This window comes from Tissierella pigra, from assembly GCF_009695605.1.
GTDB classification, from domain to species: domain Bacteria; phylum Bacillota; class Clostridia; order Tissierellales; family Tissierellaceae; genus Tissierella; species Tissierella pigra.
The window spans coordinates 26,359-45,633 of the sequence record NZ_VUNQ01000013.1 but is presented as its reverse complement, the minus strand read 5'-3'; the positions used below and the strand labels follow the sequence as shown (position 1 = coordinate 45,633).

Here is a 19,275-nt window from a genome sequence, read left to right as displayed (position 1 = left end):
ACCTCCGCATAGTTGATAATAAGTGTATATCACCATATTATGCAGCGGTCTATAGGTGGTTACAATTTTATTTTTTAGCTACTTCCATTATTATGTCGACTATTCTTTCAGCAGCATTAATCTTTCCAAGAGCTTTACTAGCCTTTGTCATTTTAGCTAATACACCTTTATCTTTAATCAATCTATTTATGGTATTGCTAAACTCACTATTGTTTAAGTCCTTTTCAAGTAACAACACTGACGCTCCCCTGTCACTAAAAGCTCTTGCATTGTATTCTTGATGATTTTCTGCCGTATATGACTTTGGTATAAGAATACTTGGAACTCCCACAGCAGATATTTCAGCTAATGTAATTGCTCCTGAGCTTGTAATTACAAGAGATGATATATTAAGAGCTTCTGGTATCTCATAAAAATATGAATAAACTCTAATATTCTTAGGTAATTTGATATTATCATTTTTAAATTTATTTACAAATTCATCGTAAAACCTTTTACCCGTTACATGAATCACTTGAATGTCTTTTCTATCTATAGATTCCTTAATAAAATAGTACATTGCATCGTTTAGTTTTTTCTGTCCACCACTACCACCAAATGATAAGATTAATGGAATATCTTTATCTATATCTAAAGTTTTATATGCTTCTTCTTTGTTGATATTTATAATTTCCTTACGAATTGGATTGCCTACATTTATTACTCTATCTGGATACTTAAAGTATTTCTTTGCCTCATCAAAGGTTACTAATACCTTGTCTACGTATCTAGAAAGTATTTTATTTGTAATTCCTGGAAAAGCATTTTGCTCATGTATTAAGGCAGGTATTTTTTTCTTCTTTGCCATATATACCACTGGTCCACATACATATCCTCCTGTACCAATTACCACATCTGGCTTAAAATCATTTATAATCTTTTTGGCATCGTTTATACCATGTAGAAGCTCTTTTAGAGCTATAAATGATTCCTTATTTATTCTTCTTGGCATCCCCTTGACCCTTATGGTCTTAAATGGAAACCCCTCCTTAGGCACTAACTCACTTTCAAGCCCCTTTTCAGTACCAACATAAAGAATATTGGCGGTTTTATCTTTATCTCTTATTTCATTTGCTATGGAAAGTGCTGGATAGATATGTCCTCCTGTACCTCCTCCTGTGATTAAATACTTCATTATTTTCAACTCCTATCTAAATTTGCATGTCTTGAAATGTTTAGAAGTATACCTATGGCAGACATATAAACCATTAAAGAAGTACCTCCATATGAAATCAAAGGTAATGTTATACCTGTAGTTGGTATAGATGATGTAACTACCGCTATATGAATTATAGTTTGTATAGTTATAAGGGCTGTAATACCAGTTGCTAAATAACAACCAAAGGTATCATTTATACTAAGAGCTATACGAATTCCTCTCCAAACCAATAATAAGAACAATAATATTACAGTAAGAGTTCCTAGAAATCCCAATTCCTCCCCTATAATGGAGAAAATAAAGTCATTATAGGACTCTGGTATATAGAAAAACTTCTGTCTGCTTTTCCCAAGTCCTAATCCAAATAACCCACCAGATCCTAAAGCATATAGAGATTGTACTGCTTGCCAACCAATATCTAACTTATATGCAAATGGGTCTCTAAATGCAGTTATTCTATTACGTCTATAGGCATTATGTTCACCACTTAAAGCTAAAACTCCTAAACCTACTGCACCTATTGCCATGAAAATTAGATGATATAGATTCATTCCTGCTATGAAAAACATACTCATCATTGTACCAGCTAATGTAAGTGTAGTACCTAAGTCTTTTTGTACATATATTGCACCACATGATATTCCTATGACTATTAAAGCTGGTATAGTTCCTTGACGGATAGTTGATATGTCCTTCTTTTTATTTGCTAGAAAATTAGCAAAGAAAATAATAGAACCTATTTTTATGGCGTCAGAGGGCATAAAAGTAGTGAATCCTAAATTAATCCATCTTCTAGCTCCTTTTAAAGTAATCCCTAAAGGTGTAAAAATTAAAGCCCCTAAAATTAAAGCTACTATATAAATTAAAGTAGAATATTTTCTCCAAACCTTATAATCGATATTCATACAAACTAACATTCCAAACAAACCTATAGTCGCAGCTATTATCTGTTTCTTTAGAAAATAATATCCATTGCCAAAATCCTGCATTGCTTCTGGCCATGATGAACTGAATACCATGATTATACCTATAAAAACTAAAATTAAGGTAGTCATTAATAAGCTGAAATCAACAGCTTTCTTTTTTTCTACAGACTTCTTCTTTGCCATTTTAATCCTCCTTTAGACCATAAACGGCATCTTTAAAATCTTGACCTCTTTCTTCAAAATTATTATACATTCCCCAAGAAGCACAAGCGGGAGATAGTAATATATTGTCATTGTCTTCTCCTAATTCATAGGCTAAATTTACTGCTTCTTTCATATTTTCTACTAGATGAATATTCTCAATTCCATTTTTAATTGCAGTTTCTTTAATTACTTCTCTAGTTTCTCCCATGAGTATTAATTCTTTTACTTTTCCATTAAAGGAAAGAATTAACTCATTGAAATCTGAACCCTTATTGTGTCCACCAGCGATTAAAATTATTGGTGAATCCAAAGCTTCTATAGCTTTTATAGTTGAATCAGGATTTGTTCCTTTGGAATCATTATAAAATTTCCTTTGACCTATAGTTGTTACATATTCTATTCTATGTTCTACTCCTGGGAATTTTTTTAATGTCTTGGCTATTATGTCTGTATTTATTCCAAAAGAAAAAGCTACAGCTACAGCTCCCAAAACGTTTTCTAGATTATGCTTTCCTAATATTTGTAGTTCTTTATATGACAATACTTTTATAGTGGTTATTCCTTCTTTTATAACTATATTTTCCCCATCTATGAATACCCCATTATCTAATTTTTCATTAACACTAAACCAAATAATATTGGATTTTAGTTCTTTTCTCATTTCCCTAATGGTTTTATCATCATAGTTTAATATAGTATAATCACCAGTATCTTGATTTTTAAATACTTTTTTCTTAGCATTAATATAATTTGTTAAATTTCCATGCCAATTTAAATGATCTGGTGTAATATTGGTTATAAGGCTTATTTTTGGTTTAAAAGATACTGTATTTTCTAGCTGAAAACTACTAGACTCTATTACAAATATATCTTCTTTCTTGGCATTTGCCATATCCCATAATATACCAACACCTATATTTCCTGCTACATATGTATTGTAGCTAGCATCTTTAAAAATTTCTCCTATTAAGGTTGTAGTTGTTGTTTTTCCATTTGTACCTGTTATGGCTATTATATTATCTGTAGGAGAAATTCTATATGCCAATTCTATATCGGTTATTACTTCAATATTTCTTCTATTTGCATCTTCAATAAGCAAAGTATTAGGTTCAATACCAGGACTTTTTATTATTAAATCAATATCCTCCAAAGGTACATCATTTGTATTTAAATATTTTTCAAATTCTATATCTTGAGTTTTTTGGAAAAAGTCCTTTAATTCTTCTTCCTTTTTAGAATCAGATACTACTATTTTAGCACCTAATTGATTAAGGGCTTTTACTGTAGATAATCCAGAAATTCCAAGGCCTAAAACTAAGACTTTTTTACTTTGTAAATACATAAAACCAACTCGCTTTCCTTAAATTAAACTAAAAATTCCAATTAAGCAAAGAATAACTGTGACACTCCAAAACACCGCAACAACTTTTGTTTCTTTCCAGCCTTTTTGTTCAAAATGATGATGTAATGGTGCCATTAAAAATACTCTTTTTCCTGTTAATTTATATGAAAGTACCTGTATAATTACAGATAATGTTTCAATAAAGTAAATTCCACCTACTATTGGTATTATCAAAGGAATATTTAGTAGTATTGCTATGGCTGCTACTGCTCCTCCTAAAGCAAGAGACCCAGTATCTCCCATAAAAACCTTTGCCGGATGTGCATTATGTATCAAGAATCCTAAACAAGCTCCTGCTAAAGCTGTTGAGAATATAGAGATACTATTCATTCCCCAGTTTAATGCTATAAGTCCAAAGAATGATAAAACTATTAATGTAACTCCTGATGCTAATCCATCTAAACCATCAGTTAAATTTACAGCATTTACAGTACTTACTACTACAAAAGCAATAAATGGAATATAAAAAATTCCTAAGTCTAAGTATTGATTTTTTAGAAAAGGTACTATAAGCTTTGTTCCTAAAACTGATGTAGATGACTGATAAACAGCTAACATTGTGGCTAATATTATTTGTCCTATTAACTTTTGATATGCTCTCAGTCCTAAAGATCTTCTCTTTACTACTTTAATATAATCATCAATAAACCCTATTAGTCCAAATCCAAAGGTAGCTATTAAAAGTACATATGTGTCCTTATTTAACATTCCTGAAGTCAGTACAGTAAGTATTAAAGCCATGAATATAATAATTCCACCCATAGTGGGGGTTCCTGATTTTTTAAGATGGGTTTGAGGTCCATCATCTCTAACACTTTGACCTATTTTAAGTTTTCTAAGCATAGGAATTATTATTGGTCCCAGTATAAGTGTAATTAAAAATGAAATAGAAATAGTTCTAAAAATATCTATATATTCAATCATTAGGTTTTCTCCTCTCAAGTATCTAATCTTTTTAAATATTCTTTGAGTTTAAATACTCAAGTACTATTTGTCTTTCATCACAAGGATAGGTTTCTCCTTTAATGATAGTATAAGTCTCATGACCTTTTCCTGCTAGAAGAATTATATCCTTAGGTTTAGCATTGTCAATTGCATATTTTATTGCTTCTATTCTATCTACAATTTTTACATATTTACCATTTACTTTCTTTGTACCTATTAAAACATCTTCTATAATTGCTTCAGGGTCTTCATATCTTGGGTTATCCGATGTCACTATGGATAAATCTGCATGACTTGCTACAGTTTCACCCATTACTGGTCTCTTTGTCTTATCTCTATTTCCTCCAGCTCCAAATACAACTATTTTTCTTCCTTCTGCAAATTCATCAATTACAGTAAGTACTTTTTCAAGTCCATCAGCAGTATGGGCAAAATCAATAATAACTGTATAATCTGTATTTGTAGGTACTACTTCAAATCGTCCTTTTATTCCTTGAACTTTTTCTAAACCTTTTTTAATTATATCCAACGGAACATCATAAGCATAGGCCACAGTTGCAGCAGCTAAAGCGTTATATACACTAAATTCTCCTGGAATATTAAGTAATATATCTGTACTACCCTTTGGAGTATTTAGAGTAAATTTTACCTTTGATAGTGTAAATTCTACATTGGTTGCAAATATATCTGCTCCATCTTTTATCCCATAAGTAATCAAAGGAATTCTTTCCCCTACTGATTGAACTATTTTTTTTCCATATTCGTCATCTATATTTATTATATTGAACTTATTGGTTTTATAGAAAAGTTTTAGTTTGCTATTAAAATAATTTTCCATAGTTTCATGATAATCTAAATGATCTTTAGTAAGATTGGTAAATAGCCCAATTTGAAATTCTATGTTGTCTACTCTTTTTAATTCTAGAGAATGGGATGAGACTTCCATTATAGAGAACTCAGTATTTTTATTTACCATATCTTTCAATAGTTTATGAATAACTAAAGAGTTTGGAGTAGTATTTTCTAATTTTATATTTTCCCCATCTATCACTGCACCTATAGTTCCTATTATACCTATTTTATTATTATTTTCTTCTAATATAGATTTAATAAAATAAGTTATAGATGTCTTTCCGTTAGTTCCAGTAATGCCTATGATCTCTAAATCATTCCATGGACTATTAAAGAAATTTCCTGAAAATTTGCCTAGAGCATCTATTGTATCTTCTACCTTAATTATTGTAATATCTTCTTTAATAGATATTTCTTTTTCCGTTACTATGGCTATTGCACCATTATCTATTGCATTTTGGATATAATCATGTCCGTCTACTGTAAAACCTTTTTCTGCAATAAATAAATCTCCTTCTTCTACACATCTTGAATTATTTCTAACATTTTTTATATCTACCTCTAAATTTCCTTTTATTAAATCCATTTTGTAGTCTTTTACTATATCTTTCAGTTTCATATTGCACCTCTATTCTTTCCTTCTATAACATTAACTAAAAGGCAACTTAAATAAGTTGCCTCTACTTATATTACTCTTATGTGTCTCCAAATTCAACCTCTATTTTTTCATCAGTAGAAATTTGTAATCCAGAGGCTGGAGTTTGATTTATGACTGTACCTTCTCCCTTTAACTCATAGTTTAAGTTCAAATCATCAAGAATCCCCATTACTTCAGCTTTAGTTTTACTTGTTAAATCAGGCATTATAATTTTTTCTACTGGTTTTATATTTAAATATAAGTCTATTATAGAACCTTTTTGTACTTCTGTATTTGGCAATGGGAATTGATCTATAATAGTAGATTCTGAGGTTAAATCTGAATATTCAGTTGTATATTTCAAACCTAGATCTGTTAGATATTTTCCTGCTTCTCCTATTTTCTTACCTACTACATCTGGTACTATTACTTTTTCTGCAACCATTTTCTTTTCATCTTCAGTAAATTTAGGCGCAACTTCTAAGTAGTTTAAAGTATCCTCAAGGACAGACTTTGCTGCTGGTGCTGCTACAGTTCCACCATAGTATTGGCCCACAGGTTCGTCAACTACGACTAAAATAGCCACTTGTGGATCATCAGCAGGAGCTACTGCAACAAAGGAACCTATATATTTACCTGGTGCATATCTGCCATCTATAATTTTTTGAGCAGTTCCAGTTTTTCCACCTACTCTAAATCCAGGTATATATGCACTGGTTCCAGTACCATCTCTAACTACGTTTTCTAACAATTCTAACATTGTCTTAGAAGTAGATTCTGATATAACTTTTCTTTTTAATTCTGGTGGAAAACTTTCTACCACTTTCCCATCATCATCTATTAATTCCTTTACCAGTCGTGGTGTCATTAGATTTCCACCATTTGCCACAGCTGATACTGCATTTATCAACTGTAAAGGAGTAATAGCAATACCATGACCATAAGACATAGTAGCTAAGTTGACTTCTTTTATATTATCTATATTACCTGGTATAATTCCAGCCTGTTCTCCATTTAGCTCTATTTCTGTTTTTTCCCCAAAACCAAATGCTTTTATGTATTTCATAAAGGTTTCTTTTCCAACTTTTCTACCTACATCTACAAAGACTACGTTGCAAGATGTATTCATTCCTTCTCTGAAGTTTAAACTTCCATGAGGATTATACCACCTTGAACATTTAAGCACTGCACCTTTTATATCTCTTACAAATCCATTACAATAAAAGTGAGTTTCAGGTTTAATTATATTTTCTTCTAAAGCAGTTGCAGCAGTAATTATTTTAAATGTGGAACCTGGTTCATAGGCATCACTAATTGCAAAATTTCTCCACATATCATACCAACGTTTTTGAAGTTCTTCTGAAGATAAATTTTCCCACTGCTTCTTAGTTGCTTCATTTAAAGGAACTCTTGGTTCATTCGGGTCATAATCAGGCTTAGTAGTTAAAGCCAATATATCACCTGTTTTTGGTTCCATAACTATGATTGAAACATTTTTAGCTTGAGTCAATGTATGAGTTTCTTCTGCAGCCTTTTCAGCAAAATGTTGAATAGTTTCATCTATAGTCAATACAACTGATAATCCATCTGAAGCTTCATATATTTTTTCTCCATCAAAAGGCAATTGTCTACTGGCAGCATCTGTGGTTTTAACCCATTTCCCTGGGGTACCAGTTAAGTATTTATCATAAGTATTTTCAATTCCCTCTAATCCATTATTGTCAATATTGGTAAATCCTAAAACATAAGATGCGAAATTACCATAGGGATAATATCTTCTATTGTCATCTACAATTTCAATTCCTGATAGCTTTAATTTTCTAAGTTCTTGGGCTTCTTCTCTGGTTATCCATTGTTTTAATTTTTCTGTTCCAATTTTCTTTGTAATCTTAGAATATACCTGTTCTTCATCTAAATTTAAAATCCTTGCTACTTCTTTAGCAGTTTTATCAGGGTCTTTTATATCCGCTGGACTTGCCCATACAGTAGATGCACTAACGCTTACGGCTAGTTTTTTGCCCTTTCTATCATAAATAATTCCTCTTTTAGATTTTATGGTTATTCCCTTGGTCCATTGCTCTAATGCACCTTTCTTCAGCTCTTCACCTTTCACAACCTGCAAATATCCTAGTCTTCCTATTAGAAAAGTGGATATAAATATTACAACGCCTAAAACAAATAATAATCTTTTCTTAGATGAATAACTGGGTCTTGCCAAAATATTACCTCCTAAAATAAGTTTGCAACTATACTAAATATCTTCTTCAAAGGACTCTGTTTATTGGTATTTTCTAAATCATCTATTGTACTTTGATTTACTGCAATATATACTATCTGTCCTTCATCTGGATAGTTCATTCCTAGTTTTGTTATTGCATCTTCTGCTATCTTTGTTGAAGATTTTATTCCTTCTAAATCTCCTATTAGATCTTGTTTAAGTACTTCAAGTTCCGCCTTTTCTCTTTCTAATTTTGTTATTTCCTGTCTTACAGCAGTTATATTGGCATATCTAAATAATATTAATAAGGCTATTCCTAAGAAAAACAATGGAATACTTAAAATCATTAATTTTGCAAGGCTATTATTTCTTTTCTTTTTTTGTTGTACCTTTTTTGGCTTTCTCTTTGGTTTCTTTTGTATATCTACTTCCTCTGTAGGATAATACTTTAGTTCCCTTGCTACTAACAATTTATTCTCCCCCTTTTCCATTTAGAACACTAAGTTTCTCTGCTATTCTAAGCTTTGCCGACCTAGATCTAGGGTTTAAATTGATTTCCTCTTTACTAGGTCCTATGGGCTTTCTAGTTATTATTTCAATTTCTCTTTCTTTATTACAAATACACTGTGGTAAATGTGGAGGACAAATACAGTCCTTATATAACTCTCTAAATCCTTCTTTAACAATTCTATCTTCTAAAGAGTGAAATGTAATAATAGCCAATCTTCCCTGAGGATTTAACCTATTTATCATTTTTGGAATAGAATCTATTAGTACATCTAACTCTCTATTTACCTCTATTCTGATTGCCTGAAAAGTCTTTTTAGCAGGATGATGACCATCTTTACGAACCTCTTTTGGTATTGCCTTTTTAATAACAGTTACTAGTTGAAATGTAGTATCTATTGTATGAGACTTTCTTTCCTCCACTATAAACTTCGCTATTCTTTTAGCCCATCGTTCTTCACCATAATCCCATATTATCCTTTCTAATTCTTGTTCTGAATATTTATTAACCACATCCCAAGCAGAAAAGGATTTTGTATTATCCATTCTCATATCTAGTTCTGCGTCTTTATTATGGGAAAACCCTCTTGTTTCTTCGTCTAGCTGGTGAGAGGAAACCCCTAAGTCTAAGAGAATACCATCTACCTTTTTAATTTCTAGTTTATCTAATACATCATCTATATTTTCATAATTATTGTGAACTAATACTACTTTGTCCATATATTCAGCTAAAACTTCTTCTGCTTTTTTAAGAGCATTTAAGTCTTGATCTATACCTATTAATTTTCCCGTAGTCAGCCTTTTGACTATATGAGATGAATGGCCAGCACCACCTAATGTACCATCTACATATATACCATCTTCTTTTATATTTAATCCTTCTAATACTTCATTTAGTAAAACCGATATATGTTCAAAATTCATTTTATCTCCCCCAGTTATATCCCAAGTTCAGCCATGGTTTCAGCAATGCTTTCATAGCTTAAATTATCATCATTATTGTATGACTCCCACTCTTCTTTACTCCAAATCTCTATTCTTGTAGATACTCCTATAACTACAGCTTCTTTATCTAGTTTAGAATGTTCTCTAAGATTTGACGGTATCAGCACTCTTCCTTGCTTGTCCAAGTTTCCTTCACTGGCACCTGAAAAGAAAAATCTAATAAAGGCCCTTGCATCACGATTGGTTAGTGGTAGTGTTTTAAGTTTTTCTTCCAGAATAGTCCATTCATTTTTAGGATAAACAAAAAGACAGTTATCAAGACCTTTAGTCATAACAAATTCGTCCCCTAAAGATTCTCTAAATTTAGAGGGCATAATTATTCTTCCCTTAGTATCTAAAGTATGTTGATATTCACCAATAAACATATGAACCACTCACTTAGTATATATTCTCCACCACTTTCTACCACTTTCCACCACTACATATACTATTCTATACTAAATTGAGAAAACCTTCCACCTTTTTTTATCAAAAATATAATAGTACTTTTGTCACATTTTTGCATTTTTCGACTTTTCAACAAGGTATTAGATAGAAAAATGACATAAAAAAAGCTATTGGTATTTTCTACCAATAGCTAAGATTTTATTTCTGCATTCTTTTTTCTTCTTATATATAAAATACACAAGGGAATTATAAATCCTATTACACTTACAAGTTGAGCTACTCTAATACTTCCAAACATTAAACTATCTGTTCTTAACCCTTCAACAAAGAATCTAATAAAGGAGTATAGGGATAGATATAAGAGAAATACTTCCCCTCTAATTTTTTGCTTGTTTCTTCCATACCAAAGAAGAAATATAAATACTAGAAAGTTCCAAACTGATTCATAAAGAAAAGTAGGATGAACTTTTACTCCATCTATGATTATTCCCCAAGGTAAATCTGTAGGTCTTCCATAGGCTTCTTGATTTATAAAATTGCCCCATCTCCCTATAGATTGACCTAATATTAAACTTGGTCCGCAAGCATCTGCTATGGTCCAAAAATCTATTTTTCTAATTCTAGTAAATACAATTGCCACAATAATAGCCATAATCACGGCACCATGAATTGCTAAGCCACCATTTCTGATATTTAATGCTTCTATTGGGTTATTTCTATACATATCCCAACTAAAGATTACATAATAAGCTCTTGCACCTACTAAACTTAAAGGAATTGCCCAAATCAATAAATCTATTAATGGTTCTTCTCCAACTCCCAACCTTTTAGATTCTTTAAGTGCAATTATAGTACCTATAAGCACTCCCATGGCAATTAAAATTCCATACCATCTTACTTCAAGTCCAAATATTTGAAATGCAACTGGATCCATATTAAAACCACCTCTCATAATATATCATTTGCTTAGTATATCACAAATGATGTTAATTTTCCATTATGATAAGGGATTTATTATAGATAGCACTACATTTTCTTTTACAAAGTGTTTTTTCAATCTTTCAATAAGATTCTTATATTCAATGGATTCTAAAATTTCAAGATAATCTATTAAAAGGACTTCTTCAAAATAAAGGTCAATAAAATTGTTGGCAATGGACTCTACTGAATTAAAAGACATTAAAAATCCACCAATATTTTTTCTTTTAATACGATTAAAATCATCTTCATTTAAAATAGACTGTGGATCCTTTTCAAATAAATTCATTACCCTTTCATAAACTTCCTTTGGTTTTTTAGATTCTCCTACTATTAAAGAATGTCCATATGATTTTTTACCTGTAAAATATGCTCCAAAGCTACTATCTATAATCCCTTCTTCATAAAGCTCATTGTAAAATATAGAACTGGAGCCAAAAAGCATATCTAGGATAAAGTTGGTCATTAAATCCTTTTTCACTCTTTCTTTTCCAGATAGATTTATATCTTCATCTTTGAAACCTATATAGAATAAAGGTGTTGAAGTCATCATACTTTCTTCTATGAAGTTTTCTCTTACTCCCTTTGGTTCTTCTTTAAACACTCTATTTACTTCTTCTATTTTCTTGGAATCTTTTCTTTCTGTTTTATCTATTACCCTTAGTATTTCGTCAAATGAAAGATCTCCTGCAATAAATAAAACCATATTGTTTGGATTATAAAAAGTATTATAGCATTTGTAGAGTAATTCTTTGCTTATATCTTGAATACTCTCTACAGTACCTGCTATATCTATTTTAACTGGATGTTCACCATACATAGCTCTTAAACAATTAAAAAACACTCTCCAATTTGGATTGTCTCTATACATATTTATTTCTTGGGCGATAATTCCCTTTTCTTTTTCTACATTTTCATCAGTAAAGTATGGATGCTGTACAAAATGTACTAATAGCTCTAAATTCTCATAAAAATTCTCAGTAGATGAAAATAGATAAGCTGTTTGCGTAAAGTTAGTATAAGCATTGACATTTGCACCTAACTTAGAAAATTTATCAAATATATTTTCCTCTGGCTCTTCAAAGAGTTTATGTTCTAAAAAATGTGCTATACCTTCTGGGACTTCTATGGCTTTTTTTTCTCCTATAGGTACAAATATATTATCTATACTGCCATAATTAGTAGAAAATATTGCATATTGTTTCGTATAGCCTTCTTTTGGCATAAAATAAATCTTTAATCCTGAAGCTAGCTCTTTAAAGAAAAGTTTTTCTTTTATTTTATCATTTTCGTATATTTTTATATCCAATTTCTTACCTCCCAAATTTATTCCATTAATATCTAATTGGTTATTGGTTCTTAGAACTTTTCATAAAATATATAGTATCTAGAACTACATGGGATATAGCTTCTACTATTTCCTCTTTAGTTACACTATCAATATCCTCTAAGATTTCTTCCAAAGAACGATTATCCATAGATAATATTTGACTAAAGAAGTATTCTGATATAAGAAAGGCACTATCTCGAATGGATTCTGTAGAGGACTTTATGGATTTTTTTGATATTTCTATATCCTCTTCTGTAAAGTTTCCTTTCTTCATCTCTTCTAATTGTTCATTGATAATATCTATAGTTTTCTCAAAGTTCTGAAACTCGATTCCACCATCTATTAACATTATAGATTTATATTTATAAATAGTAGATGTAATATAGTAAGCTAAACTTTCCTTTTCCCTTACATTTCTAAAAAGTTTAGAATTTGGACCTCCACCTAATATATCACTGGCTACTATAAGCCCATTATATAATCTGTCCTCATAAGGTATTCCTGTTCTGAAACCAAGAACTAATTTACCTTGAGTTACATCTAAATCCTCGCTTACCATATTTTTAGTTTGAACTCCAGATATGATCTGTTCTCTTGGTATATTTAGAAGTTCTTTTCTTTCTATTTTACCTATATCTTTAATATATTCTATTAGTTTTGCATCATATTCTCCTACATAAAATATCTCCATAGGACTGGTGATAATTACATTTTTATAATGTTCATATAATATATTTTCGTCTATACCATCTAGATCTTCTACTTTTCCCAATGGATATATGCTAAACTTTTCATTTTTACACATTTCTTCTATACATCTATCTAGTGCATAGGACCTCTTATCATTGATTCTACCTTCAATTCTGTTTTTTAAATTTTCTTTTTCCTGATTTACATAATCCTTTCTGAAATATCCCTTCTCTAAAGTTGGATTATATATAATATCTTTTAAAAGGTCGATTACTTCATAGATATTATCTTTATCTCCTACATAATCTCCATTTATAGATTCAACAGTAAATCTTAATACTTGTTTTTCTCCTCTTTTATTTATAGATATACTAAAGTTAGCACCATAAGTTTCTTCTAATTTTTTTTGAATTTTTAAGTTTGTATCATATTCTTCTGTACCTCTTTTAAGTACCAACGGAAGTAGTGCATTTTTAGTAACTTCATCTTTAGATAGTGGTCTTAGGAAATAATAGCTAAGTAAGTTTGATTTAAATTTATCTGTATAGATTAGATTTAAATGGATTCCATTATCAATTTGTATTCTTTCTGATTTTAAGTTCAATTTCTATTCCTCCCTCTTATTTGCATTACCTTATTTTACTATACCCAAATTTTAATTTGTTACTTATATTAATATTATGAAATAAGTAAAAAAATACAAAAACCCACTCCTTAGAATGGGTTTTTGTTGTCTATTTATTTTTTTCAACAAGTTTGCTAATTTGACCAACGTATTTGTCATAGGATGAGCCATTCATTAAATCTCCCATAATCTCTACAATTTGAAAAAATGTTTTTTCATCATTTGATATGACTACCTGTGATATTTCCTGATCCTTTTCCAATACCAAGTTGTTGATCATTTCCTTAGTATCATCTGTAAGTTCAGTATCATAAGCCATAATGACAGAAACCAGTGCTACATCGTTGAAAATAATCGTAGCTGCATCATCTACACCAAATAATTCAACTACATAGTCTGATAAATCTTCTGATCTATCGATTATTAGCTTATCTTCAACTGCTACTTCTATAGAACTATGTTCTGGTTCTTCTACTTCTACTATTTCCTTACGAACTACATCCTTACATCCAACTTGAAAAGCCACCACCACAGTTAAAATAAATAATAAATATCTTTTCAATCTATCCCTCCTCTTATTATAGTCTTTCATAATTTCCAAATTTTATAACAAGAAAAAGGATTTTTTTATATTTTTTTATATTTCTTTTGCTATTTTTACACCTGAACTAGTTCCAAGTCTTGTAGCCCCTGCTTCAATCATTTGTTTTGCAGAGTCTAAGTCTCTGACTCCTCCAGAGGCTTTGACTTCTAGTTTTTCACCAACTATAGATTTCATAAGTTTTACATCTTCCATAGTTGCTCCACCAGTTGAAAATCCTGTTGAAGTCTTTACAAAATCAGCTTCTGCTTCCATAGAAAGTTCACAAGCCTTAACTTTTTCTTCCTCTGTTAATAGGCAGGTTTCTATAATTACTTTAACTATGGCTTTTCCTTTTGCAGCACCTACTACAGCTTTTATATCTTCCTTAACTAATTCATAGTCTTTATGTTTCAATGCTCCAATATTAATTACCATATCAATTTCATCTGCACCATTTTTTATAGCATCTATAGTTTCAAATGCTTTAACTTCTTTTGTATTGGCTCCCAAAGGAAAACCAATTACTGTAGCTACCTTAACCTTTGAATCTTTTAATATTTCCTTACATAATCTTACATAGTAAGGATTAACACAAACAGCAGCAAAATTATATTCCATAGCCTCTTTGCATAAAGTTTCAATCATATTAATTGTAGCTTCTGGCTTTAAAACTGTATGGTCTATCATTCCTAATATATTTTTCATTAAATACCTCCACTATTTAATTAATTCAACTAAATCTCCATTTTTAACTCCTGCAGCATTTCCTTCTTCTATATCTATGTGCATTTCAAGAGCAAAGCTTTCTGCTACTCTAACTAATACATTATTAAATACTAAACCTCTTTCACCATTTACTTTTATACTTACTATATCTTTATCAGCTACACCAAAGTCTTTTCCATCTTCAGTGTGCATATGAATATGTCTTGCTGCTACTATTATTCCTTCTTCTATTTCAATTTCACCTTTTGGACCAATTATTTTTGCTCCTGGAGTACCAGCTATATCTCCAGAGTTTCTAACTATTGGTTTTACACCAAGAGAAAACGCATCTGATATAGATAATTCAAATTGAGTCTGCGACCTAGTAGGTCCTAATATTCTTACTCCCTTTAATGTACCTTTTGACCCTACTACATCTACTTTTTCCTCACAAGCATATTGTCCTGGTTGAGATAAATCCTTCATTTTAGTCAATTCATATCCTTCACCAAACAAAGTATCTAAGTCCTTTCGGCTTATGTGTATATGACGATTTGAAAGTGCTATTGGTAATTGTGTTTTCATTTATATTCCTCCTATATTTTATGTACCATAGGTTTATTATAAGACTTTGTATATAAAAAATCAAAGTTTATTCCATTATTATCTTCTGAAGAGACTCATAGAATTGAGGATAAGAGATGTTTATACATCTATCATCATTAATTTTTGACTTTCCGTCTATATTTAATGCTGCTATAGATAAAGCCATAGCAATTCTATGGTCATTATATGAATCTAATACTCCTGGATAAAAAGTACTTGTACCTTTTATAATCAAACCATCTTCTAAGGCTTCTATATCTCCTCCTACTTTTCTTAGTTCAGTAACTATAGCATGAATCCTATCGGTTTCCTTGTACTTTAGCTCCTCTGCATTTCTAATTATAGTACTCCCTTGTGCAAACATAGCGCCTACAGCTATTATAGGGATTTCATCTATTAATCTTCCTATAATAGCTGAATCTAATTCTATTCCCATAAGTGGTGAATAAGAAACATATATATCTCCTATAGGCTCTTTATTTATATTTCTTATATTTTTTACTCCTATATTTCCACCCATGGATTGTAAAACATCTATAATTCCAGTCCTTGTAGGATTTATCCCAACATCTTTTAAAACTATGGAGGAGTCTTTCATTATACTAGCTCCTATTATGAAAAATGCGGCAGATGAAATGTCCCCAGGCACATAAATATTCTTTCCCTTAAAATCATCTTCATCAAAATACTCCATCATTCTTTCAGTATGGTCTCTAGTAGTCTTTTTTTCTATGACTTTAGTCTCTCCTTTAGCGTAAAGAGAGGCTAATAGAATTGCAGACTTTACTTGTGCACTTGCCATAGGTAGAGTATATTCTATACCATATAGTTCTTTAGAAGGACAAATACTTATAGGTGGATACTTATTATCTACACCATGAATATTTACATTCATTTTCCTTAAAGGATTAATTATTCTATCCATTGGTCTTTTACTTAAAGAACTATCACCTATAAGTGTAGATTCAAAGTTTTGCCCTGCTAATACTCCTGCTAATAATCTCATGGAAGTTCCTGAGTTTCCGCAATCCAAGGACTTTTTCGGCTTTTTTAATCCATATAGACCATTACCTATTATTCTCAGCTTATTTTCTTCCTTATTTATTTCTATATCTACACCCATTTCTCTAAAACATTCAATTGTATTTAAAACATCTTCTGACAATAAAATGTTTTCTACAACAGTTTCACCTTCACTAATGGAACCAAAGATTACTGCTCTATGAGAAATAGACTTATCTCCAGGAACCTTTATTTCACCTTTTAAACTTTTTTTCCCTATAATCTCCATATTTCACCTCTATATCATCATCAATATTTTTTTTATAGTCAATTCATCTATATCATAGAATATATCTACCTTTCCTTTATCTACTGGTAGAACAAATCCTATTTTATCATTCTTATTTTTTTTATCTTTTTTCATATAATTTAACAGTATATTTACTTCATTTTCATTAAATCCAACTGGCTCTACTAAAGGTATCAGTATATTTCTAATCTCATTATAATATTCTTCAGATATAAGGCCTTTTTCATAGGCAATAGTTGTTTCATATATCATGCCAAGTATAACAGCTTCACCATGATTATATCTTTCATAATTAAATAAAGATTCTATACTATGTCCTACTGTATGTCCAAAATTCAACTTTTGTCTAAGTCCTAAATCCAGCTTATCTTTATTTACTATAAATGATTTAATCTCTACAGATTTTTCAATTATATATGTCAATATATTTTTATCTTTGTTATATATATTTCCAATATTCTCTCCAATATATTTGAAAAAATCATAGTCTTCTATTAGACCATATTTTATAATTTCTCCTAAACCACAGGTAATTTCTTTTTTATTTAAAGTATTTATAAATAATGGATTTATCAGAGTCATGGAAGGAAAGTAAAATGTTCCTATTATATTTTTATACCCTAAAAAATCTATACCAGTCTTTCCTCCTATACTACTATCTACCTGTGACAATAAAGTTGTAGGGATTTGAATATAATCTATTCCTCGTTTATATGTAGAAGCAGCAAATCCTGATATATCTCCTACAACCCCTCCGCCAAGACTTAAAATTATTCCATTCCGATCTAAATTCTTCTCAATTAAGACTTTATAAATATTCATCAATTCTTCTAAGCTCTTACTATTTTCTCCTGGTTCTAATATTAAAATATCATCTTCATCATTTATTAGCTTTTCTATATGTCCTTTATATATATTATAAATATTTCTATCTGTTATAAGAAGAAATTTATGTCTATTTATATAATCTTTTAATTCTGACCATATATTGTCTATTATTTTATATCTCATTTTTTACCTGCTTTCTAAATATTTAAGATAATTATTATAGTTTGCTTTGGTTTCCTCTAAAAAATTTCCACCAAATTTTTTCAAGAATTCATCAGCTATTATATAAGCAACTACATTTTCCATAACTATACTTGCAGATGGCACTGCACATACATCTGATCTTTCAAATTGAGCTATTGCCTTTTCTTTACTTATTATATTTATAGTATCTAAAGGTTTTTTCAAAGTGGGTATTGGCTTCATAGTTCCACGTATTACTATATCTTCCCCATTGGATATTCCAGCTTCTATTCCTCCTGCATTATTGGTTTTTCTCCTAAACTTACTATCATAAATAATCTCATCATGAAATTCTGAGCCTTTAGTCGTAGACGCTTTACCTCCAAGTCCAAATTCAACTGCCTTAATCCCTTGTATGCTAATTATGGCAGCAGCTAGTTTTCCATCTAATTTCATATCCCAACTAGAATGACTTCCTAATCCTACTGGTGGATTTTTAACTATAACTTCTATAATTCCTCCTAAAGTATCTCCCTCCTCCATGGCTTCTTGAATTTTACCTATCATCTTTTCTTCTATTTTTTCATCAATTACTTGTATATTTGACTTATCAGCTTCTGCAAGTCTTTCTATTTCAACTCCTGTATAGTATGTTGTTTTTGACTCTATTCCTCCAATATTTATAACATGGCTGTATATCTCTATATCAAACTCTTTTAAAAAAAGTTTACAAATGCTTCCTAAGGCTACACGCATGGCTGTTTCTCTCGCAGATGCTCTTTCTAAAATATTTCTGCCACCTTTTTGATTATATTTTAAAGCACCTACTAAATCCCCATGACCTGGTCTTGGTTTAATGACCTCCACTAATTCTATATTTCTGCCCTTATTTTCAATGGATATGGTTATGGGATTTCCAGTTGTAAATCCATTTCCTACTCCAGACAATATATTTACTTCATCAATTTCTATTTTCATTCTCGAAGATCTGCCAAATCCTTTCTGTCTTCTCCTTAACTCTTTATTTATAAAATCTATATCTATATATAAATTAGCAGGAATACCCTCTATTATTCCTGTTAAAGATTCTCCATGAGATTCTCCTGCTGTTAAAAATCTTATCATTTTTACCTCCTTATGGAAAAGACTTCCAC

The 19,275-nt window shown here is 30.5% G+C and carries 18 protein-coding genes; all 18 read right to left on the bottom strand.

What is annotated here, in order from left to right; translation table 11 throughout:
- Positions 1-67: 67 nt before the first annotated feature.
- Positions 68-1,174, bottom strand: a complete 1,107-nt coding sequence (gene murG / locus FYJ83_RS07675) for an undecaprenyldiphospho-muramoylpentapeptide beta-N-acetylglucosaminyltransferase (protein ID WP_154439745.1) — start codon at positions 1,172-1,174, stop codon at positions 68-70.
- Positions 1,175-1,179: 5 nt separating this feature from the next.
- Positions 1,180-2,307 (bottom strand): putative lipid II flippase FtsW, encoded by a 1,128-nt coding sequence (gene ftsW, locus FYJ83_RS07670; protein ID WP_154439744.1) that lies wholly within the window; start codon positions 2,305-2,307, stop codon positions 1,180-1,182.
- A gap of 1 nt (position 2,308) precedes the next feature.
- A complete protein-coding gene (gene murD, locus FYJ83_RS07665; RefSeq protein WP_154439743.1) occupies positions 2,309-3,670 on the bottom strand; it encodes a UDP-N-acetylmuramoyl-L-alanine--D-glutamate ligase in 1,362 nt (453 codons plus the stop codon).
- Positions 3,671-3,688: 18 nt separating this feature from the next.
- On the bottom strand, positions 3,689-4,654 hold the full coding sequence (gene mraY / locus FYJ83_RS07660) for a phospho-N-acetylmuramoyl-pentapeptide-transferase (protein WP_154439742.1): 966 nt from the start codon (positions 4,652-4,654) through the stop codon (positions 3,689-3,691).
- A 31-nt stretch (positions 4,655-4,685) separates the two neighbouring features.
- Positions 4,686-6,146 (bottom strand): UDP-N-acetylmuramoyl-L-alanyl-D-glutamate--2,6-diaminopimelate ligase, encoded by a 1,461-nt coding sequence (locus FYJ83_RS07655; RefSeq protein ID WP_154439741.1) that lies wholly within the window; start codon positions 6,144-6,146, stop codon positions 4,686-4,688.
- Between the two features lie 76 nt (positions 6,147-6,222).
- A complete protein-coding gene (locus tag FYJ83_RS07650) occupies positions 6,223-8,382 on the bottom strand; it encodes a PASTA domain-containing penicillin-binding protein (RefSeq protein ID WP_154439740.1) in 2,160 nt (719 codons plus the stop codon).
- Positions 8,383-8,393: 11 nt separating this feature from the next.
- Entirely contained in the window at positions 8,394-8,852 is a 459-nt protein-coding gene (locus tag FYJ83_RS07645; RefSeq protein ID WP_154439739.1) for an FtsB/FtsL family cell division protein, read from the bottom strand.
- Between the two features lies 1 nt (position 8,853).
- The gene (gene rsmH, locus FYJ83_RS07640; RefSeq protein ID WP_154439738.1) at positions 8,854-9,813 is read right to left on the bottom strand and encodes a 16S rRNA (cytosine(1402)-N(4))-methyltransferase RsmH; all 960 of its coding nucleotides are present in this window, start codon (positions 9,811-9,813) and stop codon (positions 8,854-8,856) included.
- Between the two features lie 14 nt (positions 9,814-9,827).
- On the bottom strand, positions 9,828-10,259 hold the full coding sequence (gene mraZ, locus FYJ83_RS07635) for a division/cell wall cluster transcriptional repressor MraZ (protein WP_154439737.1): 432 nt from the start codon (positions 10,257-10,259) through the stop codon (positions 9,828-9,830).
- 212 nt (positions 10,260-10,471) lie between these two features.
- The gene (lgt, locus tag FYJ83_RS07630; RefSeq protein WP_154439736.1) at positions 10,472-11,215 is read right to left on the bottom strand and encodes a prolipoprotein diacylglyceryl transferase; all 744 of its coding nucleotides are present in this window, start codon (positions 11,213-11,215) and stop codon (positions 10,472-10,474) included.
- A 63-nt stretch (positions 11,216-11,278) separates the two neighbouring features.
- Positions 11,279-12,568: an EF-P 5-aminopentanol modification-associated protein YfmH gene (gene yfmH / locus FYJ83_RS07625; RefSeq protein WP_216585247.1), complete on the bottom strand. Its 1,290-nt coding sequence runs from the start codon at positions 12,566-12,568 to the stop codon at positions 11,279-11,281.
- Positions 12,569-12,608: 40 nt separating this feature from the next.
- The gene (gene yfmF, locus FYJ83_RS07620; RefSeq protein WP_154439735.1) at positions 12,609-13,883 is read right to left on the bottom strand and encodes an EF-P 5-aminopentanol modification-associated protein YfmF; all 1,275 of its coding nucleotides are present in this window, start codon (positions 13,881-13,883) and stop codon (positions 12,609-12,611) included.
- Between the two features lie 130 nt (positions 13,884-14,013).
- Entirely contained in the window at positions 14,014-14,466 is a 453-nt protein-coding gene (locus FYJ83_RS07615) for a YhcN/YlaJ family sporulation lipoprotein (protein ID WP_195837948.1), read from the bottom strand.
- 75 nt (positions 14,467-14,541) lie between these two features.
- Positions 14,542-15,192, bottom strand: coding sequence for a deoxyribose-phosphate aldolase (deoC, locus tag FYJ83_RS07610; protein ID WP_154439733.1), 651 nt, complete (start codon positions 15,190-15,192; stop codon positions 14,542-14,544).
- Positions 15,193-15,204: 12 nt separating this feature from the next.
- Positions 15,205-15,777: a phosphate propanoyltransferase gene (gene pduL / locus FYJ83_RS07605; protein WP_154439732.1), complete on the bottom strand. Its 573-nt coding sequence runs from the start codon at positions 15,775-15,777 to the stop codon at positions 15,205-15,207.
- Positions 15,778-15,844: 67 nt separating this feature from the next.
- A complete protein-coding gene (gene aroA, locus FYJ83_RS07600) occupies positions 15,845-17,089 on the bottom strand; it encodes a 3-phosphoshikimate 1-carboxyvinyltransferase (RefSeq protein WP_154439731.1) in 1,245 nt (414 codons plus the stop codon).
- Between the two features lie 9 nt (positions 17,090-17,098).
- Positions 17,099-18,121 carry a 3-dehydroquinate synthase gene (gene aroB, locus FYJ83_RS07595; protein WP_154439730.1) on the bottom strand — a complete coding sequence of 341 codons (1,023 nt, stop codon included), beginning with the start codon at positions 18,119-18,121 and terminating at the stop codon, positions 17,099-17,101.
- A gap of 3 nt (positions 18,122-18,124) precedes the next feature.
- On the bottom strand, positions 18,125-19,246 hold the full coding sequence (gene aroC, locus FYJ83_RS07590; protein WP_154439729.1) for a chorismate synthase: 1,122 nt from the start codon (positions 19,244-19,246) through the stop codon (positions 18,125-18,127).
- Between the last annotated feature and the right edge of the window lie 29 nt (positions 19,247-19,275).

Excerpts from the sequence above, each read along its gene's own strand:
- pduL (WP_154439732.1), bottom strand. The coding sequence starts at position 15,777 with ATGAAAACACAATTACCAATAGCACTTTCAAATCGTCATATACACATA.
- mraZ (WP_154439737.1), bottom strand. The coding sequence starts at position 10,259 with ATGTTTATTGGTGAATATCAACATACTTTAGATACTAAGGGAAGAATA.
- FYJ83_RS07655 (WP_154439741.1), bottom strand. The coding sequence starts at position 6,146 with ATGAAACTGAAAGATATAGTAAAAGACTACAAAATGGATTTAATAAAA.
- aroC (WP_154439729.1), bottom strand. The coding sequence starts at position 19,246 with ATGATAAGATTTTTAACAGCAGGAGAATCTCATGGAGAATCTTTAACA.
- deoC (WP_154439733.1), bottom strand. The coding sequence starts at position 15,192 with ATGAAAAATATATTAGGAATGATAGACCATACAGTTTTAAAGCCAGAA.
- aroA (WP_154439731.1), bottom strand. The coding sequence starts at position 17,089 with ATGGAGATTATAGGGAAAAAAAGTTTAAAAGGTGAAATAAAGGTTCCT.
- lgt (WP_154439736.1), bottom strand. The coding sequence starts at position 11,215 with ATGGATCCAGTTGCATTTCAAATATTTGGACTTGAAGTAAGATGGTAT.
- rsmH (WP_154439738.1), bottom strand. The coding sequence starts at position 9,813 with ATGAATTTTGAACATATATCGGTTTTACTAAATGAAGTATTAGAAGGA.
- murG (WP_154439745.1), bottom strand. The coding sequence starts at position 1,174 with ATGAAGTATTTAATCACAGGAGGAGGTACAGGAGGACATATCTATCCA.
- aroB (WP_154439730.1), bottom strand. The coding sequence starts at position 18,121 with ATGAGATATAAAATAATAGACAATATATGGTCAGAATTAAAAGATTAT.
- ftsW (WP_154439744.1), bottom strand. The coding sequence starts at position 2,307 with ATGGCAAAGAAGAAGTCTGTAGAAAAAAAGAAAGCTGTTGATTTCAGC.
- murD (WP_154439743.1), bottom strand. The coding sequence starts at position 3,670 with ATGTATTTACAAAGTAAAAAAGTCTTAGTTTTAGGCCTTGGAATTTCT.
- mraY (WP_154439742.1), bottom strand. The coding sequence starts at position 4,654 with ATGATTGAATATATAGATATTTTTAGAACTATTTCTATTTCATTTTTA.